This window comes from Streptomyces sp. L7 (assembly GCF_050990935.1).
GTDB lineage: Bacteria > Actinomycetota > Actinomycetes > Actinomycetales > Microbacteriaceae > Leifsonia.
Window position 1 is genome coordinate 690,945 of record NZ_CP194644.1, and the last position, 23,597, is coordinate 714,541.

At 70.0% G+C, this 23,597-nt stretch carries 21 protein-coding genes and 2 pseudogenes; 12 read left to right on the top strand and 11 right to left on the bottom strand.

The window, feature by feature from the left end; genetic code table 11:
* Positions 1-11 precede the first annotated feature (11 nt).
* From glgA to ACR5MH_RS03455, 3 genes and pseudogenes are all read left to right on the top strand, one after another.
* A pseudogene (gene glgA, locus ACR5MH_RS03445) lies at positions 12-1,198 on the top strand (glycogen synthase).
* 19 nt (positions 1,199-1,217) lie between these two features.
* A complete protein-coding gene (locus ACR5MH_RS03450) occupies positions 1,218-2,018 on the top strand; it encodes an ABC transporter ATP-binding protein (protein WP_431345975.1) in 801 nt (266 codons plus the stop codon).
* 134 nt (positions 2,019-2,152) lie between these two features.
* A complete protein-coding gene (locus ACR5MH_RS03455; protein ID WP_090038270.1) occupies positions 2,153-2,404 on the top strand; it encodes a type B 50S ribosomal protein L31 in 252 nt (83 codons plus the stop codon).
* A 127-nt stretch (positions 2,405-2,531) separates the two neighbouring features.
* On the opposite strand, the gene ACR5MH_RS03460 is transcribed toward ACR5MH_RS03455, so the two are convergent.
* From ACR5MH_RS03460 to treS, 4 genes are all read right to left on the bottom strand, one after another.
* Complete coding sequence (locus ACR5MH_RS03460) at positions 2,532-2,858, bottom strand: DUF4190 domain-containing protein (RefSeq protein ID WP_431345976.1); 327 nt, start codon at positions 2,856-2,858, stop codon at positions 2,532-2,534.
* Between the two features lie 71 nt (positions 2,859-2,929).
* Positions 2,930-3,238 (bottom strand): hypothetical protein, encoded by a 309-nt coding sequence (locus tag ACR5MH_RS03465; protein ID WP_433862285.1) that lies wholly within the window; start codon positions 3,236-3,238, stop codon positions 2,930-2,932.
* Positions 3,235-3,627, bottom strand: coding sequence for an exonuclease domain-containing protein (locus tag ACR5MH_RS03470; RefSeq protein WP_433862286.1), 393 nt, complete (start codon positions 3,625-3,627; stop codon positions 3,235-3,237). The genes ACR5MH_RS03465 and ACR5MH_RS03470 overlap by 4 nt, the downstream gene beginning before the upstream one ends.
* Positions 3,628-3,739: 112 nt before the next feature.
* Positions 3,740-5,449: a maltose alpha-D-glucosyltransferase gene (gene treS / locus ACR5MH_RS03475; RefSeq protein WP_433862287.1), complete on the bottom strand. Its 1,710-nt coding sequence runs from the start codon at positions 5,447-5,449 to the stop codon at positions 3,740-3,742.
* A 176-nt stretch (positions 5,450-5,625) separates the two neighbouring features.
* Here treS and ACR5MH_RS03480 point away from each other — a divergent pair, with 176 nt between their 5' ends.
* Positions 5,626-6,591 (top strand): alpha/beta fold hydrolase, encoded by a 966-nt coding sequence (locus ACR5MH_RS03480; RefSeq protein WP_433862288.1) that lies wholly within the window; start codon positions 5,626-5,628, stop codon positions 6,589-6,591.
* On the top strand, positions 6,588-7,703 hold the full coding sequence (locus tag ACR5MH_RS03485) for a glycosyltransferase family 4 protein (protein ID WP_431345979.1): 1,116 nt from the start codon (positions 6,588-6,590) through the stop codon (positions 7,701-7,703). Before ACR5MH_RS03480 ends, ACR5MH_RS03485 begins: the two co-directional genes overlap by 4 nt.
* On the opposite strand, the gene ACR5MH_RS03490 is transcribed toward ACR5MH_RS03485, so the two are convergent.
* Together ACR5MH_RS03490 and ACR5MH_RS03495 are read right to left on the bottom strand one after the other, a co-directional pair.
* A complete protein-coding gene (locus tag ACR5MH_RS03490) occupies positions 7,682-8,281 on the bottom strand; it encodes a histidine phosphatase family protein (RefSeq protein ID WP_431345980.1) in 600 nt (199 codons plus the stop codon). The genes ACR5MH_RS03485 and ACR5MH_RS03490 overlap by 22 nt on opposite strands.
* 31 nt (positions 8,282-8,312) lie before the next feature.
* Complete coding sequence (locus tag ACR5MH_RS03495; protein ID WP_433862289.1) at positions 8,313-9,158, bottom strand: Sir2 family NAD-dependent protein deacetylase; 846 nt, start codon at positions 9,156-9,158, stop codon at positions 8,313-8,315.
* Positions 9,159-9,239: 81 nt separating this feature from the next.
* Here ACR5MH_RS03495 and ACR5MH_RS03500 point away from each other — a divergent pair.
* From ACR5MH_RS03500 to ACR5MH_RS03510, 3 genes and pseudogenes are all read left to right on the top strand, one after another.
* A pseudogene (locus tag ACR5MH_RS03500) lies at positions 9,240-10,054 on the top strand (TrmH family RNA methyltransferase).
* Positions 10,055-10,107: 53 nt separating this feature from the next.
* Complete coding sequence (locus ACR5MH_RS03505) at positions 10,108-11,367, top strand: D-alanyl-D-alanine carboxypeptidase family protein (RefSeq protein ID WP_431345981.1); 1,260 nt, start codon at positions 10,108-10,110, stop codon at positions 11,365-11,367.
* Between the two features lie 328 nt (positions 11,368-11,695).
* Positions 11,696-13,747, top strand: a complete 2,052-nt coding sequence (locus ACR5MH_RS03510) for an acyltransferase family protein (protein ID WP_431345982.1) — start codon at positions 11,696-11,698, stop codon at positions 13,745-13,747.
* Between the two features lie 20 nt (positions 13,748-13,767).
* Here the strand turns inward: ACR5MH_RS03510 and ACR5MH_RS03515 are convergent, their stop codons facing one another.
* The gene (locus ACR5MH_RS03515) at positions 13,768-14,562 is read right to left on the bottom strand and encodes an SGNH/GDSL hydrolase family protein (protein ID WP_433862290.1); all 795 of its coding nucleotides are present in this window, start codon (positions 14,560-14,562) and stop codon (positions 13,768-13,770) included.
* A gap of 106 nt (positions 14,563-14,668) precedes the next feature.
* Between ACR5MH_RS03515 and ACR5MH_RS03520 the strand changes: the two genes are divergently transcribed.
* Complete coding sequence (locus ACR5MH_RS03520; RefSeq protein WP_431345983.1) at positions 14,669-16,492, top strand: DEAD/DEAH box helicase; 1,824 nt, start codon at positions 14,669-14,671, stop codon at positions 16,490-16,492.
* 22 nt (positions 16,493-16,514) lie between these two features.
* Here ACR5MH_RS03520 and gdhA read toward each other — a convergent pair whose 3' ends face one another.
* Positions 16,515-17,867 (bottom strand): NADP-specific glutamate dehydrogenase, encoded by a 1,353-nt coding sequence (gdhA, locus tag ACR5MH_RS03525; protein ID WP_431345984.1) that lies wholly within the window; start codon positions 17,865-17,867, stop codon positions 16,515-16,517.
* A 98-nt stretch (positions 17,868-17,965) separates the two neighbouring features.
* On the opposite strand from gdhA, the gene ACR5MH_RS03530 reads away from it, so the two are divergent.
* Genes ACR5MH_RS03530 through ACR5MH_RS03540 form a run of 3 tightly spaced genes read left to right on the top strand, consistent with a single transcriptional unit; the run spans position 17,966 to position 20,105 of the window.
* Positions 17,966-18,520 carry a DUF2127 domain-containing protein gene (locus ACR5MH_RS03530; RefSeq protein WP_431345985.1) on the top strand — a complete coding sequence of 185 codons (555 nt, stop codon included), beginning with the start codon at positions 17,966-17,968 and terminating at the stop codon, positions 18,518-18,520.
* Between the two features lie 52 nt (positions 18,521-18,572).
* Positions 18,573-19,295 carry a VIT1/CCC1 transporter family protein gene (locus ACR5MH_RS03535; RefSeq protein ID WP_431345986.1) on the top strand — a complete coding sequence of 241 codons (723 nt, stop codon included), beginning with the start codon at positions 18,573-18,575 and terminating at the stop codon, positions 19,293-19,295.
* A 30-nt stretch (positions 19,296-19,325) separates the two neighbouring features.
* Positions 19,326-20,105 (top strand): AMP nucleosidase, encoded by a 780-nt coding sequence (locus ACR5MH_RS03540; protein ID WP_431345987.1) that lies wholly within the window; start codon positions 19,326-19,328, stop codon positions 20,103-20,105.
* A 15-nt stretch (positions 20,106-20,120) separates the two neighbouring features.
* On the opposite strand, the gene ACR5MH_RS03545 is transcribed toward ACR5MH_RS03540, so the two are convergent.
* From ACR5MH_RS03545 to ACR5MH_RS03555, 3 genes are all read right to left on the bottom strand, one after another.
* Entirely contained in the window at positions 20,121-21,509 is a 1,389-nt protein-coding gene (locus tag ACR5MH_RS03545) for an NAD(P)/FAD-dependent oxidoreductase (protein WP_433862291.1), read from the bottom strand.
* Positions 21,510-21,610: 101 nt separating this feature from the next.
* Entirely contained in the window at positions 21,611-23,026 is a 1,416-nt protein-coding gene (locus ACR5MH_RS03550) for an aspartate aminotransferase family protein (RefSeq protein ID WP_431345990.1), read from the bottom strand.
* Between the two features lie 2 nt (positions 23,027-23,028).
* Positions 23,029-23,511, bottom strand: a complete 483-nt coding sequence (locus tag ACR5MH_RS03555) for an Lrp/AsnC family transcriptional regulator (RefSeq protein ID WP_431345991.1) — start codon at positions 23,509-23,511, stop codon at positions 23,029-23,031.
* Positions 23,512-23,597 lie beyond the last annotated feature (86 nt).

Consider the following 23,597-nt stretch of genomic DNA (forward strand, 5'->3'; position numbering starts at 1 on the left):
GCGTTCTCGTCATGCGCGTTGATCTTCTGACCAAGGAGTACCCGCCGGACATCTACGGCGGCGCCGGGGTGCACGTGACCGAGCTGGTCCGCGCGCTGAGGACCGATACGGAGGTTCGCGTGCGCTGCTTCGGCGAGCCGCGGGACGAGGCGGACACCTTCGCGTACCGCGTCCCGGCCGAGCTCGCGGCGGCCAACGGATCGATCACCACGCTCGGGGTCGACCTCCAGATGGCGCAGGACTGCGGGGGAGCGGACGTCGTCCACTCGCACACCTGGTACGCGAACGCGGGCGGCCACGTGGCGAAGCTCCTGCACGGCGTGCCGCACGTGGTCACCGCGCACAGCCTGGAGCCGCTGCGGCCGTGGAAGGCCGAGCAGCTCGGCGGAGGCTACCGCGTCTCGAGCTGGATCGAGAAGACCGCCTTCGAAGCCGCCGACATGGTCATCGCCGTGAGCGACGGCATGCGCCGCGACATCCTCTCCTCGTACCCGGCGCTGGACCCGCAGAAGGTCACCGTCGTCTACAACGGCATCGACCTGGAGCGCTGGACCCCCTGCACGACGCCGACAAGGCCCGCGCTCTCGGCATCGACCCGGATCGTCCGGCCGTCATCTTCGTGGGGCGGATCACCCGGCAGAAGGGCCTCCCGTATCTGCTGCGTGCCGCCCGGATGCTGCCGCCGGAGGTGCAGGTCATCCTCTGCGCCGGCGCTCCGGACACCCCGGAGATCCTCGCCGAGGTGACCGGCCTGGTGGAGGGGCTGCAGGCCGAGCGCGACGGCGTCGTCTGGATCGACCGGCTGCTGCCGAACGACGAGCTGCGGGCGGCCCTCACGGCCTCCACGGTGTTCGTCTGCCCCTCGATCTACGAGCCGCTCGGGATCGTGAACCTGGAGGCGATGGCGTGCGGCCTCCCGGTCGTCGGGACCGCGACCGGCGGCATCCCCGAGGTCATCGTCGACGGCGTGACGGGCCGGCTGGTGCCGATCCAGCAGCTCACGGACGGCACCGGGACGCCGACCGACCCGGAGGCGTTCGTCCGCGACCTCGCGGCCGCGCTGACCGAGGTGGCCTCCGACCCCGAGCGCGCGGCCCGGATGGGCGCCGCTGGCCGCGAGCGCGCCGAGACCGAGTTCAGTTGGACCGCGATCGCCGAGCAGACCCGCGCCGTCTACCGGTCCGTGGCCTCCGCCTGACGCCGGTAGGCTAGAGCGCATGGCAGGCAGTGTTCTCCGTCTTCACGACGTGTCCGTAGTCCGGGACGGCAACCCCGTCCTTCAGAACGTCGACTGGACGGTGGAACCGGACGAGCGCTGGGTCATCCTCGGCCCCAACGGCGCAGGCAAGACCACGATGCTGCAGGTCGCCGCGGCGGCCATCCACCCGTCGTCGGGGGAGGCCGTGGTGCTCGGCGAGACCGTCGGCCACAGCGACCTGTCCGAGCTGCGCCCCCTGATCGGCTTCGCGTCGACCGCGCTGGCCCGGCGCATCCCGCGCACCGAGCGCGTGCTCGACGTCGTGATGACAGCCGCGTACGCCGTGACCGGCCGCTGGAACGAGCTCTACGAGGACATCGACGAGCGCCGCGCCCGCCGGGTGCTCTCGGAGTGGCACCTCGATCACCTCGCCGAGCGCTCCTTCGGCAGCCTGAGCGACGGCGAGCAGAAGCGCGTGCAGATCGCCCGCTCGGTCATGACCGACCCGGAGATCCTGCTGCTCGACGAGCCCGCCGCTAGCCTCGACCTCGGCGGCCGCGAGGAGCTCGTCCAGCTGCTCGGCGGGTACGCGAGCGACCCGAAGTCCCCGGCGATCGTGATGGTCACCCATCACGTCGAGGAGATCCCGCTCGGCTTCAACCGCGCGCTGCTGCTCAAGGACGGCCGCGTCACCGCCGCCGGCCCGATCGGCGAGGTGCTGACGAGCGAGTCGCTCAGCGCGACCTTCGGCGTCGACGTGGAGCTCACCGAGACTGAGGGCCGCTTCACGGCCCGGGCGCGTCAGGCCGCGAGCGACTGAGGTATCTGCTAAACTCGATAGCTGGTTCCCCGCACGATCCATCGATCTGACAGGTGCGAACCGAAAAGCTTTCCGTCAACGCGCTGAAGCGCGCGGACACGACCGACCGAACACTACGCAACAAGGAAGTCCTCATGAAGACTGGCATCCACCCCGACTACGCCCCCGTGGTTTTCCGCGACCTGGCCTCGGGTGCGACCTTCCTGACCCGCTCCACCGTGAGCAGCGACAAGACCATCGAGTGGGAGGACGGCAACACCTACCCGGTCATCGACGTCGAGATCTCCTCGGAGTCGCACCCGTTCTACACGGGCAAGCAGCGCATCCTCGACTCGGCCGGCCGCGTCGAGAAGTTCAACACGCGCTACAAGAACTTCGGCAAGTAAGCCGCACCGCGAACGACCCCGCCCGAGAGGGCGGGGTCGTTCGCGTTATACAGCGGCGGACATTCGTGCCGAATGTCCCGTTTGGCGTCGCCACTCGCGACATTCGTGCCGAATGTGAGCGCTTCGTTCAGTAGTTTCGGTAGCCGTGCGAGGCGGCGATGCCCAGGCCGATGAACACGAAGACGACTACCAGGATGCCGATCGCCACCTCCACGAAGCCGATGATGACGGCCGCGAGGGCGAGGCCGCGGCCCTGCTCGCCGGTGCGCTTGATCTGGGAGAGGGCGACGAAGCCCAGGATGATGCCCACGACGCTCACGAAGAACGCGAGGATGAAGGCCACGATCGACATGGTGTTGTAGCCGGGCTGTGCCGGCGGCTGGTAGGCGCCGTACTGCGGTTGCTGCGGCTGCTGCGGCGGGAGGGGCTGCGGGTTCAGGTCGGGGTCGCTCATGTCTCAGACAGTAGCGACCCGAGGGGATGCGCGTCAGCCCCCAGCCTGCGGGGTGCGAACGGCAGAGCCGGTCAGGCGGGCCAGGCGTGCAGAGGCCACGCGCCCGACGCCGTGAACTCCGGGTCGCGGACGCGCCGCATGTACTCCTGGAAGTCGGCCGCTTGCTCGCGGCACCAGTCCACCTGCTTGCTGTGCAGGTCCGCTGCGGCCATCGCCAGCTCCTCGACGTGCCGCTGGGCCAGCGCCTGCGCGAGCCGGCCGGCGGCGATCGCGTCGGCTCCGGCGTCGTGGGCGGCGATCAGCTCCACGCCGTAATGGGTGGCGGTGACCGTGAGCGTCCGCTTGCCGGGGCGGTAGCGGTCCACCGCCCGGTCGATCACCAGCGGGTCGATGATCGGACCGGGGAATGCAGCGGCTCGACGCCGTGGCGGCGGGCCTCCCGGTCGAGCAGCGTGAAGTCGTACGGGGCGTTGTAGGCGACCACCGGGATGCCGCGGTCGAAGAGGCGGCGGAGCTGGTCGACGATCGCGTCCACTCCGGCGCCGGCGTCCATGCCCTTCTCCCGGGCGAGTTCGGTGGTGATGCCGTGCACCGCCGTGGCCTCCGCCGGGATCTCCACCTGCGGGTCGAGCAGCCAGTACCGGCCGTGCTTGACCTCGCCGTCCTCGCCGAGGAGCCCGACGTGGGCGGTGACGATCCGGGCCGTCTCGACATCCACACCCGTGGTCTCCAGATCGAAGACGCCGAGTTCGTGATGCCAGTTACTCATGCAGCCAGCGTAGGAACGACCTCCGTCACCGCCGGGAACACACGCCGAGGGGCGCGTTAACGCCCCTGAAACCGTGAGACGGGGCGTATACGTGCCCGTCGGTGGAGGCGGATCACGCCCGGTGCGGCTCGATGTGCAGCCAGTAGAAGTTCTGGGTGCCGAGCGTGAGCGTGAAGCGCCCGTCCTCCGCCACCGTCGGGAACTCGCCGCCGCCGAACAGGTCGTACAGCGCGCTCCCGGCGAACTCGGGCGCCTCCAGCGTCACCGACACCGGGTTGTGCGCGAAGGAGAACACGCACAGCACGTCCTCCGGCTGGTCGCCGAAGTGCGTCCCGCTGCCCGCGTAGCTGCGCACGAAGGCGAGCACCGACTCGTGGTCGGTGGGCAGCACGCGCATATCGCCGAGCCCGAACACCGGGTGCGCCTTGCGGACGTGGATGACGTTGCGGATCCAGTGCAGGAGCGAGCGCGACTGGGCGAGCTGAGCCTCCACGTTCACCTGGTTGTAGTGGTAGACGAGCGACTGGACGACCGGCAGGAAGAGCTTGCCGGGGTCGGCGGTGGAGAAGCCGGCGTTGCGGTCCGGCGTCCACTGCATCGGCGTGCGCGAGCTGTCGCGGTCGGGCAGCCAGATGTTGTCGCCCATCCCGATCTCGTCGCCGTAGTAGAGGAACGGGCTGCCCTCCAGCGAGAACAGCAGCGCGTGGGCGAGCTCCAGCTCGGCGCGCGAGTTGTCGAGCAGCGGCGCCAGGCGCCGGCGGATGCCGATGTTGGCGCGCATCCGCGGGTCGTAGGCGTACCAGCCGTACATCGCCTGGCGGTACTCCTCGCTGACCATCTCCAGCGTGAGCTCGTCGTGGTTGCGCAGGAACACGCCCCACGCGGAGCCCTCGGGGACGTCCGTCGTCTCGGACAGCACCCGGATCAGCTCGGAGGCCTGCTGGCTGCGCAGCGCGTAGAAGATCCGCGGCATCACCGGGAAGTCGAACGCCATGTGGCACTCCGGCTCGTCCTCCGAACCGAAGAAGGCCGCCACCTCGCGAGGCCACTGGTTCGCCTCGGCGATCATCATGCGGCCCGGGTACTCGCGGTCGACCATCACCCGCAGCTTCTTGATGAACTCGTGGGTGGGCGGCTCGCCCTCGCCGTTGCCCTCGTCCGACTCGTACAGGTAGGGGATGGCGTCGAGCCGGAAGCCGTCCACGCCGAGGTCGAGCCAGAACCGGACCACGTCGAACATGGCGTCGTGGACCGCGGGGTTCTCGAAGTTGAGGTCGGGCTGGTGCGAGAAGAACCGGTGGAAGTAGAACTGCCGGCGGGCCTCGTCGAACGCCCAGTTGGAGTCCTCGGTGTCCACGAAGATGATCCGGATGTCCGGCCACTTGTCGTCGGTGTCGTTCCACACGTAGAAGTCGCCGAACGGACCTTCGGGGTCGCTGCGCGACTGCTGGAACCACTCGTGCTGATCGGAGGTGTGGTTCATCGGGAGGTCGATGATGATGCGCATGTTGCGCTCGTGAGCCTTGGTCACCAGGTCGCGGAACTCCTCGATCGTGCCGAACTCGGGCAGGATCGCCTTGAAGTCGGACACGTCGTAGCCGCCGTCGCGGAGCGGCGACAGGAAGAACGGCGGCAGCCAGAGCGCGTCGATGCCGAGCCACTGCAGGTAGTCGAGCTTGGAGGTCAGGCCGCCGATGTCGCCGGAGCCGTCGCCGTTGCTGTCCACGAAGGAGCGGACCATCACCTCGTAGAACACGGCGCGGCGGTACCACTGCGGATCGAGGGTGAGCCCGGGCAGCGTGATGGGCGCGGTGAAACTCACGGTTCTCCTTCTCGAGCGGCCACGCCGTCGGGGCAGCGAGCTCGGGGGTCGTGCACGGTGGGGTCATGCAAGCGATTACATCCAGAGAAGTCTAGGACCTGCGGGCGGTGGGCTGTCCAGTCCTCCGGCCGCATTCACCGGGTTCCTGCTCCGGACCCGGCTTAGACTGGACGACGATGACCTCCTCGACACGGTACGCCGCCTCCCCGTACCGGGCCGCCGCCTCTCCGTACGCGGAGGCCCTGGGCCGTGTCCCGGTCCGCCGCGCGGAGCTCCCGCTGCTGGGCGGGCTGACGCGCTACTGGGACTACGGCGACCCCGACGCCGACACCACCCTCGTGCTGGTGCACGGCTTCCGCGGCGACCACCACGGGCTGGAGCCGGTGGTCGCCCAACTCGGCGGAGGTCCGCGGCTGATCTCGCCCGACCTCCCCGGCTTCGGGGAGTCCACTCCACTGACGGAGGTGGACCACGACATCGCCGGCTACTCGGCGTGGCTGCGCGCGTTCGTCGCCGGGCTCGGCCTGCGCGGCAGGGTCGTGCTGCTCGGGCACTCGTTCGGCTCGATCGTGGTCGCGGCGACGTTGGCCGAGGACGCGGGGGAGCGGCCCGACGCGGTCGTGCTGGTCAACCCGATCGGTCAGCCCGCGCTCGCGGGCCCGCGCGGCGTCCTCACCCGGCTCGCGATCTTCTACTACTGGCTCGCGGCGGCGCTGCCCGAACGTCTCGGCTTCGCCCTGCTGCGCAACCGGATCATCGTCCGCGTGATGAGCATCGCGATGGCGAAGACCCGCGACCATTCACTGCGGGCGTGGATCCACGGCCAGCACGACAGCTACTTCTCGGCGTTCAGCGACCGGCGAGTGGTGCTGCAGGCGTTCCGGGCCTCGGTAGCGCACGACGTCAGCGAGTACGCGGCGAGCGTGCCGGAGCCGACACTGCTCGTCGCCGCGGTGGACGACGACATCACGCCGATCGCCGCCGAGCGCCGGCTGCGCGGGCTGTTCCCGGACGCGCGGCTCGTGGAGATCGGGGATGTCGGCCACCTCATCCACTACGAGAAGCCGGGGGAGGCCGCGCGAGCGATCGAGGAGTTCCTGACCGAGGGAGACGCCGCCACGAACCGCGAGGAGAGCGCGTGAGGATCGTCTTCGACTGCCGCTACACCCGCATCGGCCGGCACGACGGCATCAGCCGGTTCACGGCCGGACTCGTCGGTGCGTTGGCCCAGCGGCACGCCGTCACGATGCTGATCAGCGACCACCGCCAACTCGAGCTGCTGCCCGACCTCCCGTGGGAGCTCGCCGCCGCGCCGACCTCCGCCCTGGAGCCGCTGGTCGCCCGCCGGGTCAACAAGCTGAAGCCCGACATCGTGTTCTCGCCCATGCAGACGATGGGGAGCTTCGGGCGGCGCTACCGGCTGATCCTCACCGTGCACGACCTGATCTACTACCGGCACCCGACACCGCCGCGCGACCTCCCGGGGTTCGTGCGGGCGCTGTGGCGGCTGTACCACCTGGCCTGGTGGCCGCAGCGAATGCTGCTCAACCGGTCGGACGCGGTCGTGACCGTGTCCGAGACGACCAAGGAGCTCATCGCCGAGCACCACCTGACCTCGCGCCCGGTCTACGTCGTGCCGAACGCCGCGGACATGCCGGCCCTCCCGGAGGAGCGGCTGGCGCGCACCGCCCCGGAGGCGAAAGCGCTCGTCTACATGGGCTCGTTCATGCCGTACAAGAACGTGGACACGCTCGTGCGCGCGGCCGCGCAGCTCCCGGACTACCAGCTCCACCTGATGAGCCGGGTCACGCCCGCGGAGCGCGACCGGCTCGCGGCGCTGGCGCCCGGGGCGCGGCTGGTCTTCCACGACGGCGCGACCGACGAGGACTACGCCCAGACGCTCGCGCGGGCGACTGCTCTCGTGACGGCGTCGCGCGACGAGGGCTTCGGCATCCCGCTGGTGGAGTCGATGACGCTCGGAACGCCGGTGGTCGTCAGCGACATCCCCATCTTCCGCGAGATCGGCGGCGCGGCGGCGCTGTACTTCCCGGCCGACGACGCCGACGCGCTCGCGGCGCGGGTGCGGCACCTGGAGCAGCCCGGCGTATGGGCGCAGCGTTCGGCGGCGTCCCGGCGCGAGGCCGGACGGTTCACCTGGACGGCGTCCGCCGACCACCTGCTGACGGTCCTGACCGCGACGGCGACCAGGTCCGCCCGGCGCGGCCGCCGGGCTCAGAGCACCGACGCCGTGTAGAGGTCGCGGTCCTCCGGGCCGAGGTTGAAGCGGTCCAGCGTCAGCCGGCCATCGTCGTAGCGGAAGCGGTGCACCGAGCCGTTCGGGATGACCTCCCCGGGCCCGGGGAGCGCGTGGCCGGTCACGTGCCGGACCAGCGAGCCGATCACTCCGCCGTGACTGACCACGATCAGGTTCTGTCCGGGGTGCGCGTCGCCCAGCTCGAGCAGGGCGGGGAGCGCGCGCTCGACGACCTCCTCGCGGGACTCGCGTCCGGGGACGGGCGTGCCCTCCGGCCAGCGCTCGAGGATCTCGGCGCCGGTCAGCCCCTCCGCCTCGCCGTACTGCCGCTCGGCAACGGCCGGCAGCTTGCCCGGCTCGCCGAGCCCCAGGTGCCCGGCGATGATCCGCGCGGTGTCGAGTGCCCGGCTGAGCGGGCTCGCGTACACCGCGTCGAAGCGGCCTCCGGCCAGCGCCCGGCCCGTCGCCTCCGCCTGCGCCCGTCCCGTGCCGTTGAGCGGGATGTCGCTGGAGCCCTGGATGCGCTTGGCCAGGTTCCAGTCGGTCTGACCGTGCCGAACGAGGGAGATGAGGGTCACGCGCGTCCTTTCGTCGAGGACGCGCGGCGGGTCAGGCGAGCCGGCGCGCCAGCTCGACCAGCGTCTCCGTGGTCCCGCCGTCCAGTTTAACCGGTGGCCCGCGGGTCGCCCTTGGTCTCCCCCGGTTGACGATCACGATCGGGAGGCGCTTGCGGCGGGCCTCCTCCAGGAGCCGGATGCCGGAGTTCACCACGAGCGACGAGCCCGCGATGATCAGCGCGTCCGCCGCGCGCACCAGGGAGCTGGCCTCCCGGTACTTCTCGGCCGGGATGAACTCCCCGAAGAACACCACGTCGGGCTTCAGGTGGCCGCCGCAGACCGTGCAGTCCGGGACGACGAAGGAGTCGACGTCGGTGACGATCGCGTCGCCGTCCGGGGCGATCTCGACGGCGCCCTCGGTCGCCAGCCACGGGTTCGCCGCGTCGATGCGCGCGGTGATCGCCTCGCGCGCGAAGATCTGGCCGCAGACCAGGCAGACGACGCGGTCCATCGAGCCGTGCAGGTCGACCACACGGCGGCTGCCCGCCTGCTTGTGGAGGCCGTCCACGTTCTGCGTGATGACGCCGTTCGCCGCGCCCGCGACCTCCAGAGCCGCAAGCGCGCGGTGGCCGTCGTTCGGGTGCGCCGCCGCGAACCGCCGGTAGCCGAGGTGACTGCCGGCCCAGTACCGCTTGCGGTACCGGTCGTCGGCGAGGAACTGCTGGAAGGTCATGGGCGTGCGCTTCGGAGCGCCCTCGCCGCGGTAGTCGGGGATGCCGGAGTCCGTCGACACGCCTGCGCCGGTCAGCACCGCGAAAGTCCGCCCGGCGAGGAGCCCCTCGACCTCGTCGATGCCGCGCGAGAGCTCGGGTGAGAGCTCGGTCGTCAGCGTGGTCACTGGCACCTCCCGGTCGGTTCTTCCCGAAGTCTAAACCGGCCGCTTTTCGAGTTTGTTTCCGGCGACTGGCAATCTGGACGGGTGCAGATCCACCGTGTGACCGACCTGACCGCCGACGGCCTCGCCGACTACTCCCGCCTGACGGACGTCGCGCTGCGGCGTGTGACCGAGCCGGAGGGGGCCTCTACATCGCGGAGTCGACCAAGGTCATCACCCGCGCGCTGGCCGCGGGCCACCGTCCGCGGTCCGTGCTGCTGCAGGAGCAGTGGCTGGACGATGTGGCGCCGCTGCTGGCCGACTATCCGGACGTCCCGGTGTTCGTGGGGGACTCGGCGGTGCTGGAGCAGCTCACCGGATACCACCTCCACCGCGGGGCGCTGGCGGCGATGCACCGTCCGGAACTGCCGGACCCGGGGGAGCTGCTCGCGGGAGCGCGCCGGGTCGTGGTGCTGGAGGACATCGTCGACCACACGAACGTCGGGGCGATCTTCCGCAGCGTCGCCGGCCTCGGCGCCGACGCGGTGCTGATCAGCCCGCGTTGTGCAGACCCGCTCTACCGGCGGAGCGTCCGGGTGAGCATGGGCACCGTCCTCCAGGTGCCGTGGACGCGCCTCCCGGAGTGGGACGAGGCGGCGCCGCTGCTGCATGAGGCCGGCTTCGAGATCGCTGCGCTCGCCCTCGCGGACGACGCCGTCGGACTGGACGAGTACGCCGCCCGGGCTCCGGAGCGCGCGGCGCTCGTGTTCGGGGCGGAGGGCGACGGGTTGAGCCGGCGTGCGCTGGCGGCGGCGGACACGGTGGTGACCATCCCGATGCTGCACGGCGTGGACTCGCTGAACGTGGCGTCGGCGAGCGCGGTGGCGCTGTGGGCGATGCGGGTGGCGTCGGAGGCGTGATCGTCTGGCGCGTTCTCAGCGGATGCCTCACTGGGTCCCCCTAGAATCCGAAGGTGCCTCAGCAAGTCCTCGCCGATCCGCCGCGCAGTCTGAACCGCAAGCAGGTCTACCGCCGTCGCCGGATCGTCGTCTTCGGGGTCGGGGGCGTGCTCCTGATCGCCCTGCTCTACGTGTTCGGTTCGATCCTCACCCCGGTGCCGGCCACCGCCGCGGTCACGCAGCACGAGACCTCCCTCACGCAGGCCGCCGCGCAGCTCAACTGGCCGGGCTACGGGTCGGCCGGGATCACCGCGCCCGACTTCCCCGGCGCGACCCAGTACCACGGCAGCGACGCGAGCATGCCGATCGCGAGCATGACCAAGACGATCACGGCGCTCGTCGTGCTTCAGGCCAAGCCGCTCGACGGAAACGCGGACGGGCCGACCATCTCGTTCACGCAGAAGGATGTCGACATCTGGAACCAGGTCATCGCCGCCGGCGGCTCCTGGGCCCCGGTGAAGGCGGGCACGTCGATGACGGAGAAGCAGGCGCTCACCGCGATGCTCCTCCCGTCGGCCAACAACTACGCCATCTCCCTGGCGAACTGGGCGTACGGCTCCACCTCCGCGTACCTCAAGGCGGCGAACGGCTGGCTCGCGTCGAAGGGCTTCAGCGGCACCAAGGTGGTGACACCGGACGGCCTCGACCCCGGCAACGTGAGCACCACGAAGGACCTGATCGGCATCGGCAAGCTCGTGCTCGCCTCGCCCGCGCTGTCGGCGATCGTCTCGGAGAAGTCGGCGACCCTCCCGGGAGCCGGCGCGCAGGACAACACGAACGCGCTGCTGGGCGTGGACGGTGTGGACGGCATCAAGACAGGCAACACCGACGAGGCGGGATTCTGCCTGCTGTTCTCGGCCGAGGTCCCCGTCGGCACGGAGAAGGTGCGCGTGGTCGGCGTGGTGCTGGGCGCGGCCGACCACGACACGCTGTGGGCCGGGGTGAGCGGGCTGCTGACGAGCATGCAGTCCGGCTTCCACGAGGTGACGGCGGCGACGACCGGACAGGTCTTCGGGTCGTACACGACCAAATGGGGCGCGGCCTCCAACGTGGTGGCGACCTCGGGACAGAGCTTCGTCGTGTGGTCGGACACGCCGATCACCGTCGACCTGACGACGCAGCGACTGCAGTCGGGGTTCAAGGGCGACATCGTGGGGCACGTGACGTTCACCGTCAACGGGGTCGCGAAGACGGTGGACCTGGCGCTCGCGAAGGATGTGCCGGACCCGGGGTTCGGGTGGCGCTTGGCGCATCCCGGGGGACTGGGGACCTAGTCCTCGCTCCCGACGGCCTGCGCTGACCGCGCGGGTGAGACTCGGGGTGAGGTCGTATCCCGTGGTCCCGGGCGCCCCGTGGCTTCGGGAGGTCGGGAGGTGGGATGACGTCGTGCGTCCCCTTACCGTGTTGAGGTTCCCCGACATCCGCTGAGGCCCCACATCACATGACGTCTGACACCCAGCCCCTCACGCGCGCCGAAGCCCGTGGGCGCCGCTCCTCCACCACGACGAGCGGTCCGGCGACTCCTCCCACGATCAAGCGACTCGACCTGCAGGGCCTGCGCGCTCTCGCGGTCGGGCTCGTCGTGCTCAATCACGCGTTCGAGTGGCCGGCGGGGGCTTCGTCGGCGTCGACATCTTCTTCGTCATCTCGGGCTTCCTGATGACGTCGCTGCTGTACCGGGAGTACGAGCGCTCGGGCACGATCCGCTTCCTCGCGTTCTACCGCCGCCGCATCCGCCGGCTGATCCCGGCCTCCGCGACCGTGATCGCGGTGACGGTCGCGGGAGCCTTCGCGCTGTTCGGCCCCGGACGGTTCCTCTCGACGGTGTGGGACGGCGTCGCGGCGCTCTTCTTCGTGTCCAACTGGCGGTTCGCGGCCGTGTCGACGGACTACTTCGCGCAGGGCGCGCAGACGTCGCCGCTGCAGCACTACTGGTCGCTCAGCCTGGAGGAGCAGTACTACCTGGTCTGGCCGGTCGCGGTCCTGGTGCTGGGGCTGCTCGCGGCGGGCCGACACCGTCCGCGGGTCCTGGCCGGCGCGCTGTGCGCCGTGATCACGGCAGGCCTCTTCCTGGTGGCCCTCCAGCTCACCCAGGCCGACAGCGCCACCGCGTACTTCATCACGCCGGCGCGGCTGTGGGAGCTCTCGGTGGGCTCCACGGTGGCTCTCTGCATGCCGCTGTTCGACCGCCTGCCTGCGGTGTGGCGGCCGGTGCTCATGCTGCTGTCGCTGGCGGGGATGCTGACCGCGTCGGTGATCACGCCATCGGGGGCTGGCTTCCCGGCGCCGGGGGCGCTCGTCGCCGTGGTGAGCGCGGCGGTGTTCATCGCCTTCCCGTGGCGGCCGCGACTCGCGTGGCTGAATCCGCTCGCCAACCCGGTCATGACGCACGTCGGCGATATCTCGTACTCGCTGTACCTGTGGCACTTCTCGGCGCTCATCCTCATCACGGAGGCGTTCCGGGGGCTGCCGGGGGAGAAGACGGCGATCCCGGCGGTCGTGTCGATCGTGGTCGCGTTCGGGTTGTCGGAGGTGACGTACCGGTTCGTGGAGGAGACGGTGCGGAAGTCGCGGTGGTTGGAGCCGCAGAAGAAGCGTCGCAGGACCCGCGGCTCGGCGTCCAAGGCCGTGGTGCTTGGAATCGCGGCGACAGCGACGGCCGCCGTTCTGGTACTTGCGTTCTTCGTCGATCGCCAGGCCAGGAACCCGGAAGTCACCGCTGAGAAGACGCCGCCGCCTACGCCAGGAAACGCGCTCGAACGTGGAGTCGACGGGAGCGAGCTCGACTCCTTGTCGTCAGCGATCGCGACCGCCCTGAAGGAGAAGAGCTGGCCAGCGCTCGACCCGAGCATGGACAGCGTGATCGCCGGCTACAAGCGGGATGAAGCGACGAATGCGTGCGCGAATCAGATCTTTCCCGGCTTGGAGGCTTGTACGTGGGGCGCCGGGGACGCGCCGCATTCGTTGGTGATCGTGGGCGATTCGACATCGGCCAGCTATGTTCCGCTGCTCCGAGCGCTTGCGGAAAGCTCGAACGGCCAGCTCAAGGTCAGCTCGCTCGGAATGTACGGGTGCCCCTTCGTCGAATTCGAGACAACCAACGGGGGCGAGTCCTTCAACAAGGCGTGCCCCGGTCGCAAAGAACAGGCGATCGAAACCATCGCTGCGATGAAGCCGGACATCGTCGTCGTCTCCAACACCTACATCCCGCTCACGAAGACCAGCGACGGCAAAACATTCACGCCGAAGGAGTACGCCGACGGAGTGCGCCCATTCCTCGTACGGATCGCACCGAACGTGGGCACGGTCCTGCTCTTGGCACCCCCACCCGCTGAGAAGGATGTGCGCGAGTGCTACTCACCTCGAACGGGGCCGGACGCGTGTGTGTCGACGGTGCCTTCACGATGGAAGTCAATGGGATCCGCCGAGTCCGCGCTCGCGACCGAGTTCGACGGAGCCTGGATCGACAGTCGGCCGCTCTTCTGCGTGTCGTCGCGGTGCCCCGCGTTCGCCGCGGGCATGCCGATCAAGTTCGATGACATCCATCTGACCGAGGAGTACTCACGGCACATCGCCCCGGCGTTCGTGGAGCTCCTTGCTCGGCAGCAGATCAGTGTCACTGGAGAAGCAGTCGCTAGGCCGCCCTCGTCGTGACGAGCGCGTGCGTCCCGCCCTTACCCCTCATCCACTTCGATCACGAACGGCCCCGCCTGCGGCCGTTTCGGCAGCACATGATCCCCCGACGACTGGTGCCGGACGCGTCGCAGCACCCACGGCACGAGGTACTCCCGCGCCCACGACAAGTCTTCCGCGCGGGCCTGCCGCCACGTCCGGGTCGGCAGCGGCTCGGGCGCCAGCGGCTGGAGGTCGTTGTCCACATTCAAGGCCGCCAGGACCATGCGCGCGACCGTGTGGTGGCCGAGCGGAGCCAGGTGGAGGCGGTCCGGCGCCCACATGCGGACGTCTTGGATCTCCGTCAGCGACCACTGGTCGGCCACGATCGCGTCGTACTTCGCCGCGACCGCGCGGACGTTCTCGTTGTAGATCGCGACCTTGCCGCGGATGCCGCGGAAGACGGGGGAGAAGCCCACGTCCACTCCGGTGAAGACCACCACCGTGGCGCCGTCCGCGCTCAACCGGCCGACCGCCTCGTCGAGCAGCGCGGCGATCGCGTCCGGCTCGGTGCCGGGGCGGATGACGTCGTTGCCGCCGGCCGAGATGGTGATGAGGTCGGGGTGGAGGGCGACCGCCACGTCGACCTGCTCGTCCAGGATCTGCTTGATCAGCTTGCCGCGGACGGCCAGGTTCGCGTAGGCGAAGTCGTCCGTCTTGCTGCTCAGCACCTCCGCCACGCGGTCGGCCCAGCCGCGATGGCCGCCCGGGCTGCGCGGCTCCGGGTCGCCGATGCCCTCGGTGAACGAGTCGCCGAGCGCGACGTAGCGGGACCACGGATGCTGAGCTTCGACCATCCCACCATTCTGCATCGCGAACGCACCCGCCCACGATTGTCAGGCGGCTCCGGTAGATTCGATCCAAGTGGAGACGAACGCAGCACCCTCGCCCGATGAGCCCGGGATGAGCGCAGGCGTACCCGCGGACGCGGCAGAGCTGGAGCTTTCCGCCGGCGCCCGCGCGGGCAGCTTTGCCGCCGAGCACCTCTCCCCGTCGTTCCCCGAGCGTGCCGCCTGGGGCACCGCGGGCAAGCTTCGCGCCTGGCAGGCGGAGGCGCTCGACGCCTACTTCGTGAACGAGCCGCGCGACTTCCTCGCGGCCGCGACGCCCGGCGCAGGAAAGACCACGTTCGCGTTGCGCCTCGCGACCGAGCTGCTGTCGCGGCGCGTGATCGAGCGGGTCACCGTCGTGGCGCCCACCGAACACCTCAAGCGGCAGTGGGCGGAGGCCGCAGCCCGGGTCGGCCTCCACCTCGACCCCGACTTCCGCAACGCGGACGGCCGGTACGCCCGGCACTACAAGGGCGCGGCGGTCACCTACGCACAGGTGGCGATGCGGCCGAGCCTGCACAAGGACATCACCGAGTCGTACCGCACACTTGTCATCCTCGACGAGGTGCACCACGGCGGCGACGCGCTCTCCTGGGGCGACGGGATCCGGGACGCGTTCGAGCGTGCCACCCGGCGGCTGTCGCTGACCGGGACGCCGTTCCGGTCCGACACCGCGCCGATCCCGTTCGTGTCGTACTTGCCCGACCGGCAGGGCATCCGCACCTCGGTCACCGACTACAACTACGGGTACGGCCGCGCGCTCAGCGACGGCGTCGTGCGCCCGGTGATCTTCATGGTCTACGCCGGGCACATGCGCTGGCGCACCAAGACCGGCGACGAGATGGAGGCGCGGCTCGGCGAGGGCAACACCAAGGACATCACGTCGCAGGCCTGGCGCACGGCGCTCGACCCGCGCGGCGAGTGGATCCCGGCGGTGCTGAACGCAGCGGATCGCCGGCTCACGGAGGTGCGCAACTCCATCCCCGACGCCGGCGGCCTGGTGATCGCGACCGACCACTACGCGGCCCGCGCCTACGCCGACCTGCTGCAGCAGATCAGCGGGGAGCCCGTCACCGTCGTGCTGTCGGACGAGAAGGAGGCCAGCGATCGGATCGCCGACTTCGCCGCGGGCGAATCGCGGTGGATGGTCGCGGTCCGGATGGTGTCGGAGGGCGTCGATGTGCCGCGTCTGGCGGTCGGTGTGTACGCGACGAGTGCATCCACTCCGCTGTTCTTCGCGCAGGCGATCGGACGCTTCGTGCGGGCGCGGCGACGCGGCGAGACGGCGTCGGTGTTCCTGCCGAACGTCCCGACGCTGATGGCGCTGGCGAACGCGCTGGAGTTGGAGCGCGACCACGCGCTCGACCGGCCGTCGGCCGAGGGCGGCGAGGGCGACCTCTGGAACCCGGAGGACGCGCTGGTCGCGGAGGCCAACAAGGAGGGCCGGGCCTCGGAGGCGCTCACCGAGCAGTTCGCGTTCGAGGCGCTCGGATCGGAGGCGAACTTCGACCGCGTCGTGTACGACGGGCGCGAGTTCGGCGGGTTCGCGGTGCCGGGCACGGACGAAGAGCTCGACTTCATCGGCCTCCCCGGCATCCTGGAGCCCGACCAGGTGCACGACCTCCTGATGCAGCGCCAGCAGCGGCAGGCGCGGCGGCATTCGGCCCGGCCGGCCGCCGCGGACGGGCACCCGCCCGCGCCGCTGCACCGCACGCTCAAGGAGCAGCGGCAGCTGCTCAACAGCCTGGTCGGCCTCTACTCGAAGAACTCGGGGGAACCGCACGGCCTCATCCACGCCGAACTGCGTCGGGTCTGCGGGGGACCTGCGGTGGCGCAGGCGAGCGTGTCGCAGCTCCAGGCGCGCATCGAGTGGCTGCGCAAGCGGATCGGGCGGTAGCGGCGCGCGGCCGCCCCGTGCGTCAGATGACGCCGAGCGCCAGCATCGCGTCCGCCACCCGGACGAACCCCGCGACGTTCGCGCCCAGCACGTAGTCGCCGGGCGCGCCGTACTGCTCGGCGGTCTCCGCACAGCGGTCGTGGATGGCGGTCATGATCTCGTCGAGGCGCTTCTCGGCGTACGCGAACGTCCACGCGTCCCGCGACGCGTTCTGCTGCATCTCCAGGGCCGAGGTCGCCACACCGCCCGCGTTCGCCGCCTTGCCGGGAGCGAACAGCACGTCCGCCGCACGCAGCACGTGGACAGCCTCCGGCGTGCACGGCATGTTCGCACCCTCCACCACGGCGGCCACACCGTTGCCCGCGAGCGTCGCGGCGGCGGTCGCGTCCAGCTCGTTCTGCGTGGCGCACGGGATCGCGACATCGATCGGGGTCTCCGCCGCGAGCGCCCAGATGTCGCCGTTCGCGCGGAACTCAGCGGACGAACCCCGTCGGGCCGCGTACTCGGACAGGCGCGCCCGCTCCACTTCCTTGAGCTGCCGGAGCAGGTCGACGTCGATGCCGTCGCGGTCGTAGACGACGCCGGAGGAGTCCGAGCACGCCACGACGGTGCCGCCGAGCTGGTGCACCTTCTGGATGGCGTAGACCGCGACGTTGCCGGAGCCGGAGACGAGGACGCGCGCGCCGTCGAAGGAGCGGCCGCGGGTCGCCAGCATCCGCTGCGCGAACACGACGGCGCCGAACCCGGTCGCCTCGGTGCGGACCAGCGAGCCGCCCCAGCCGACGCCCTTGCCGGTCAGGACGCCCGACTCGTAGCGGTTCGTGATCCGCTTGTACTGGCCGAACAGGTAGCCGATCTCCCGGCCGCCCACGCCGATGTCGCCCGCCGGCACGTCCGTGTACTCGCCGAGGTGACGGTACAGCTCGGTCATGAACGACTGGCAGAACCGCATCACCTCGGCGTCGGAGCGGCCCTTGGGGTCGAAGTCGCTGCCGCCCTTGCCGCCGCCGATCGGGAGGCCGGTGAGCGCGTTCTTGAAGATCTGCTCGAAGCCGAGGAACTTCACCGTGCCGAGCGTGACGCTCGGGTGGAAGCGCAGGCCGCCCTTGTACGGACCGAGCGCGGAGTTGAACTCGACCCGGAAGCCCCGGTTCACACGGATGTTGCCCTCGTCGTCGGTCCACGGCACCCGGAAGATGAGCTGACGCTCCGGCTCGGTGATCCGCTCCAGTACGGCCGCCCGCGCGTAGTGCGGGTTGGCCTCGATGACCGGACCCAGCGAGCCGAGCACTTCGCGTGCCGCCTGATGGAATTCCGGCTCGCCGGCGTTGCGGCGGAGGACGTCGTCCAGGAGGGAGGAGAGCACGGGAGTCACACAAAAGCCTTTCTCGAACGTAAGATTTCTGAGTCTACTCTCATGAAACTCGTCGCCTACGCCGCTGTGGCGATCCTGTCCGGTGGTTCGATGGGTGGATGAGCACGGAGCGCGACGCCGAACACGGCATCATCGACCGCCGGGAACGGTTCCTGGAGATCCTCTTCCGCGTCACCCTGGTGCTGAAGGGCGCGGACGGCGTGCTCGAGCTGGTCGGCGGAGTCCTGCTGCTCTTCCTGACGCCGCAGCGGATGAACGCGGTCGTGGTCTTCCTCACGCAGCACGAGCTCGGCGAGGACCCGAACGACCCGGTCTCCAACTGGATCGTCCACTTCGGCCACACCCTCACGGGCTCGGAGACGTTGTTCGGCGCGGTCTACCTGCTGCTGCACGGCGTCGTGAAGGTCGTGCTCGTCTGGGCCGTGCTGAAGGAGCAGCTCTGGGCGTACCCGTGGATGATCGGCTTCCTCGCCGTGTTCATCGGCTGGCAGGGCTGGGAGCTGGCCAGGCACTTCTCCTGGGGGCTGCTCGCGCTGACCGCGTTCGACGTGCTGATCGTGGTGCTGACCGTGCACGAGTATCGCGTGCAGCGCCGGTTGCGGGACGCGAGGCGCGCGGAAACGGCCGAGCGCGCTGAGCCCGCCGCGGGTTAGGTCTCGGCTGCGCTTGCTGGAAAAGGAACCGCGGGGTTCCTAGGCTGACCCTATGACCGCGGAGACTGTGAACGGAAACCACCCCGACGAGCCGCATCGCGAGGGGCTCTCGCAACGACTCAACTGGTTGAGGGCCGGCGTGCTCGGCGCCAATGACGGCATCGTGTCGGTCGCAGCGGTCGTCGTCGGTGTCGCGGGGGCGACCCCGTCCATCCCGGCCATCCTGACCGCCGGCCTCGCCGCCCTCGTCGGCGGCGCTATCTCGATGGCGCTCGGCGAGTACGTGTCGGTGAGCAGCCAGCGCGACAGCGAGCACGCGCTCATCGCCAAGGAGAAGCGTGAGCTGGCGGAGATGCCGGAGGAGGAGCTCGCCGAGCTGACCGGCCTGTACGAGGCGAAGGGGCTGAAGCCGGAGACGGCGCGGAAGGTGGCGATCGAGCTCACCGAGCACGACGCCTTGGCAGCGCACCTCTCCGCAGAGCTGGGCATCGACCAGGACGATGTGGTCAGCCCGTGGCACGCCGCGATCGCTTCGGCGATCGCGTTCACGATCGGCGGCATCCTCCCGCTGCTGACCATCCTGACGCCCACGGCCATCCGCATCCCGCTGACCTTCGTGGTCGTGCTGATCGCGCTTGCGGCCACCGGCTACGTCGCGGCGTGGATCGGAGGCGCCTCGCGCGGCAAGGCGATGATCCGCGTGGTCATCGGCGGCGCGCTGGCGCTGGCGGCGACCTTCGCGATCGGCGCGCTGCTCGGCACGAAGATCGGCTGAGCCGCGGCGGCGGGAAGGGAAGGGGGAGGGATGAAGGAGAAGCAGGAGATCGTCCGGGACTGGCTGCCCCGCTACACGGGGACGCCGCTGGAGGAGTTCGGCGAGCACATCCTGCTCACCAACTTCGGCGACTACGTCTACCGGTTCGCGGAGTGGTACGGCGCCGAGGTACGCGGCACCGACCGGTCGATGCCGAACGCGACCGCCGATGGCATCACGATGATCAACTTCGGGATGGGCAGCCCCAACGCGGCGACGATCATGGACCTGCTGAGCGCGGTGAGCCCGAAGGCGGCGCTCTTCCTCGGCAAGTGCGGCGGTGTCAAGAAGAAGAACCAGCTCGGCGACCTGGTGCTCCCCATCGCGGCGATCCGCGGCGAGGGCACGTCGAACGACTACCTGCCGCCCGAAGTCCCCGCGCTCCCGGCGTTCCAGCTCCAGCGCGGTGTGTCGACCACCATCCGCGACTTCGGGCACGACTACTGGACGGGCACCGTCTACACCACGAACCGGCGCGTGTGGGAGCACGACGACACCTTCAAGACGTACCTGCGGCAGACCCGCTGCATGGCGGTGGACATGGAGACCGCGACGATCTTCGCGGCCGGGTTCGCCAACCACATCCCGGTCGGCGCGCTGTTGCTGGTGTCCGATCAGCCGATGGTTCCGGAGGGCGTCAAGACCGCCGAGAGCGACCGCAGCGTCACCGCGCAGTTCGTGGAGCGGCACATCCGCATCGGGGTGGAGTCGCTGCGGCTGGTGCGGAGGAACGGCCGCAGCGTCAGGCACCTGCGGTTCGAGGACGCCTGACGCTCTCCGTCGACGTCAGTGGCCGGTCAGCGGGGCCATCGCGCGGGCGATGAGGGAGCGGCGCCCGGTGGCGCGTTCCTCGAGGTCGGCGCCCTCCATAGCGACGAGCCCGGCGTTGGCCCCCAGGAACCGGAGCGGCTCCGGCTCCCAGCGCGGCGAGCGGTGGCCGACCCAGGGCAGGGCGGTGAGGTCGGTGCGCTTGTCCGCGATCAGGTCGGCCAGCGTTCGGCCGGCGAGGTTCGTCGTGCTCAGCCCGTCGCCGACGTAGCCGCCGGCCCAGGCCTCGCGAGCGCCTCGGTCGATCCCGACGGCCGCGTGCCAGTCGCGCGGCACGCCGAGCGGGCCGCCCCAGTGGTGCGTGATCCGCACGCCGGCGACCGCCGGGAACAGCTCGCCGAGCGTCCGGACGAGGTGGTGGCGCACGCGCGGAGAGCGGTCGTAGGAGGTGCGGATGGCGCTGCCCAGGTGGTAGCGCGCACCGCGGCCGCCGAACGCGATCCGGTTGTCGGCTGTGCGCTGGCCGTAGACGATCAGGTGGCGGAAGTCGGCGAAGGTCTGGCCGTGCTGGATGCCGATGCGTTCCCACACCGAGTCAGGCAGCGGCTCGGTCGCGATCATCAGCGAGTAGAGGGGGAGGACGCTCCGGCCGACCTGGGGGAGCTGCGAGCCGTAGCCTTCGGTGGCGTTCACGACCGTGCCCGCCGTCACTGTCCGCTCGACGTCGCCGACGCGCACGCGCACGACGCCGTCCGCCCAGCCGACGACCTCCGTCCCTTCGGCGATGGTGGCCCCGCGCCGCTCGACGGCTCGGGCGAGGCCGCGGACGAGCTTGGCGGGGTGGACGCGTGCGCAGGCGGGCGTGACCGTCGCAGCGATGGCGTCCGGGACCCCGTAGCGCGTGCGGACCGTCTCGGTCCCGGCGAGGGACACCTGGTCGACGCCGAACTCCTCCGACTCCGCGAACTCGGCCCGCGCCGACGCGAGCTGCACCCGGTCGCGGGCGAACGTCACCGTCCCGCCGCGGACGTAGTCGCAGTCGATGTCTTCGGCGGCGGCGACCCGGCCGACCTCGTCCACCGTGTCGACCATGGCCTGCCGCTGGGCGATCGCGGCGTCGCGGCCGTAGCGGGCGGCGAGCGCGGAGGCCGACCACGGGAACAGCGCCGAGCACCAGCCGCCGTTGCGGCCGGACGCGCCGAAGCCGGCGACCTCCCGCTCCAGCAGCAGGATCCGCAGGCCGGGGTCGAGCTCCTGGAGGTAGTAGGCGGTCCAGAGCCCGGTGAGGCCGGCGCCGACGATGGCCACGTCGACGGTGGCGTCGTCGGCCAGCCCGGGGCGGTGCCGGAAGCCGTCCTCGGCCTCGGCGATCGAGTCGAACCAGAAGCCGACACTGCGGTAGTCCACGTCACTCCTCAACATCCACGGCGAAAACTGCGGGAAAAAGCGAACGAGTCCGCGCCCCGCCGTGATGGTGCGGTGCGCGGACTCGTTCGGTGGTGCGTTCCTTAGAGGTGGTTGCTCGCCTCGGTGAGCACCGACTCCAGGATCTGTCGGATCTCCACGAACTCGTCCGGGCCGATGGTGAGCGGCGGGGCGAGCTGGACGACGGGGTCGCCACGGTCGTCGGCGCGGCAGTACAGACCGGCGTCGTACAGCGCCTTCGAGAGGAAGCCGCGCAGCAGGCGCTCCGACTCGTCGTCGTCGAAGGTCTCCTTGGTCGCCTTGTCCTTCACCAGCTCGATGCCGAAGAAGTAGCCGTCGCCGCGGACGTCGCCCACGATCGGGAGGTCGAGCAGCTTCTCCAGCTCGGCGCGGAACAGCGGCGAGTTCTCGCGGACCCGCTCGTTGAGCCGCTCCTCCTCGAAGATGTCCAGGTTCGCCAGCGCGACGGCCGAGGACACCGGGTGGCCGCCGAACGTGTAGCCGTGGTAGAACGACGTGTTGCCGTGCTTGAAGGGCTCGTAGATCCGGTCGCTGATGATCGTCGCGCCGATGGGGGAGTACCCGGAGGTCATGCCCTTGGCGCAGGTGATCATGTCGGGCACGTAGCCGTACTGGTCGCAGGCGAACATGTGGCCGATGCGACCGAAGGCGCAGATGACCTCGTCGCTGACCATCAGCACGTCGTACTTGTCGCAGATCTCGCGCACCCGCTGGAAGTAGCCGGGAGGCGGCGGGAAGCAGCCGCCGGAGTTCTGCACCGGCTCGAGGAAGATCGCGGCGACCGTCTCCGGACCCTCGAACTGGATCATCTCCTCGATGCGGTTCGCGGCCCAGACGCCGAAGGCCTCGATGTCGTCGGTCGGTGCGCCCATCTCGCCCGCGCGGTAGAAGTTGGTGTTCGGGACGCGGAACCCGCCCGGGGTCAGCGGCTCGAACATCTCCTTCATAGCGGGGATGCCGGTGATGGCCAGCGCGCCCTGCGGGGTGCCGTGGTAGGCGACGGCGCGGGAGAGCACCTTGTGCTTGGTCGGGCGCCCCTGCAGCTTCCAGTAGTACTTGGCCAGCTTGAAGGCCGTCTCGACGGCCTCGCCGCCGCCGGTGGAGAAGAAGACGCGGTTGAGGTCGCCGGGCGCGTAGTGCGCGAGGCGGTCCGCGAGCTCGATCGCGTTCGGGTGGGCGTACGACCAGATCGGGAAGAAGGCGAGCTGCTCGGCCTGCTTCGCGGCCACTTCGGCGAGGCGCTTGCGGCCGTGCCCGGCGTTCACGACGAACAGGCCGGAGAGGCCGTCGATGTAGCGCTTGCCGTGGTCGTCCCAGATGTGGTGGCCCTGGCCGCGCGTGATGATGGGGACGCCGTGGCCCTCCTCCATCACCGACTGGCGTGCGAAGTGCATCCAGAGGTGGTCGCGTGCCTTCGCCTGCAGGTCTGCCTCATCGGGTGTGATGGGCTCGCCGAACGTTTCAACGGTTGTCGTCATGGTTATCGCGTTCCCCAGTTGTAGAACTGTTTGTGGAGTTTGAGGTACACGAACGTCTCGGTGGAGAGGACCCCCTCGAGCGTCCGGATCTCGGAGTTGAGCATCGTGATGAGGTCGAGGTCGTTCTCGCACACGACCTCCGCGAGGATGTCGTACGTGCCCGCGGTGAGGACCACGTAGTCCACGGCCGGCATGGCGGCGAGCTTGTCCGCGATCACCAGGGTGTCGCCGGTGACGCGCACGCCGATCATCGCCTGGCGGTAGAACCCGAGCTGCATGGGATCGGTCACCGCCACGATCTGCATCACACCCGACTCGGTCAGCTTCTGCACACGCTGGCGCACAGCCGCTTCGCTGAGACCGACGGCCTTGCCGATCTCCGCATAGGACTTGCGGCCGTCCACCTGCAATTGCTCGATGATCGCCTTGGAGACGTCGTCGATGGTCGCAGCCTTCGTGCCGTTCGTTGCCCGAGGGGTACTCATGGAGCGATTCTGTCAGTGGCGAGGCGGTCTAGCAAGCGAATCCGCACATTCCTGCCCGATTGACCGACGAAATCAGTAGACTCCCG

Excerpts from the sequence above, each read along its gene's own strand:
- ACR5MH_RS03540 (WP_431345987.1), top strand. The coding sequence starts at position 19,326 with ATGAAGGAGAAGCAGGAGATCGTCCGGGACTGGCTGCCCCGCTACACG.
- ACR5MH_RS03535 (WP_431345986.1), top strand. The coding sequence starts at position 18,573 with ATGACCGCGGAGACTGTGAACGGAAACCACCCCGACGAGCCGCATCGC.
- ACR5MH_RS03470 (WP_433862286.1), bottom strand. The coding sequence starts at position 3,627 with ATGAGTAACTGGCATCACGAACTCGGCGTCTTCGATCTGGAGACCACG.
- ACR5MH_RS03455 (WP_090038270.1), top strand. The coding sequence starts at position 2,153 with ATGAAGACTGGCATCCACCCCGACTACGCCCCCGTGGTTTTCCGCGAC.
- ACR5MH_RS03460 (WP_431345976.1), bottom strand. The coding sequence starts at position 2,858 with ATGAGCGACCCCGACCTGAACCCGCAGCCCCTCCCGCCGCAGCAGCCG.
- ACR5MH_RS03530 (WP_431345985.1), top strand. The coding sequence starts at position 17,966 with ATGAGCACGGAGCGCGACGCCGAACACGGCATCATCGACCGCCGGGAA.
- ACR5MH_RS03450 (WP_431345975.1), top strand. The coding sequence starts at position 1,218 with ATGGCAGGCAGTGTTCTCCGTCTTCACGACGTGTCCGTAGTCCGGGAC.
- ACR5MH_RS03515 (WP_433862290.1), bottom strand. The coding sequence starts at position 14,562 with ATGGTCGAAGCTCAGCATCCGTGGTCCCGCTACGTCGCGCTCGGCGAC.
- ACR5MH_RS03555 (WP_431345991.1), bottom strand. The coding sequence starts at position 23,511 with ATGAGTACCCCTCGGGCAACGAACGGCACGAAGGCTGCGACCATCGAC.
- ACR5MH_RS03520 (WP_431345983.1), top strand. The coding sequence starts at position 14,669 with ATGAGCGCAGGCGTACCCGCGGACGCGGCAGAGCTGGAGCTTTCCGCC.
- ACR5MH_RS03480 (WP_433862288.1), top strand. The coding sequence starts at position 5,626 with ATGACCTCCTCGACACGGTACGCCGCCTCCCCGTACCGGGCCGCCGCC.
- ACR5MH_RS03550 (WP_431345990.1), bottom strand. The coding sequence starts at position 23,026 with ATGACGACAACCGTTGAAACGTTCGGCGAGCCCATCACACCCGATGAG.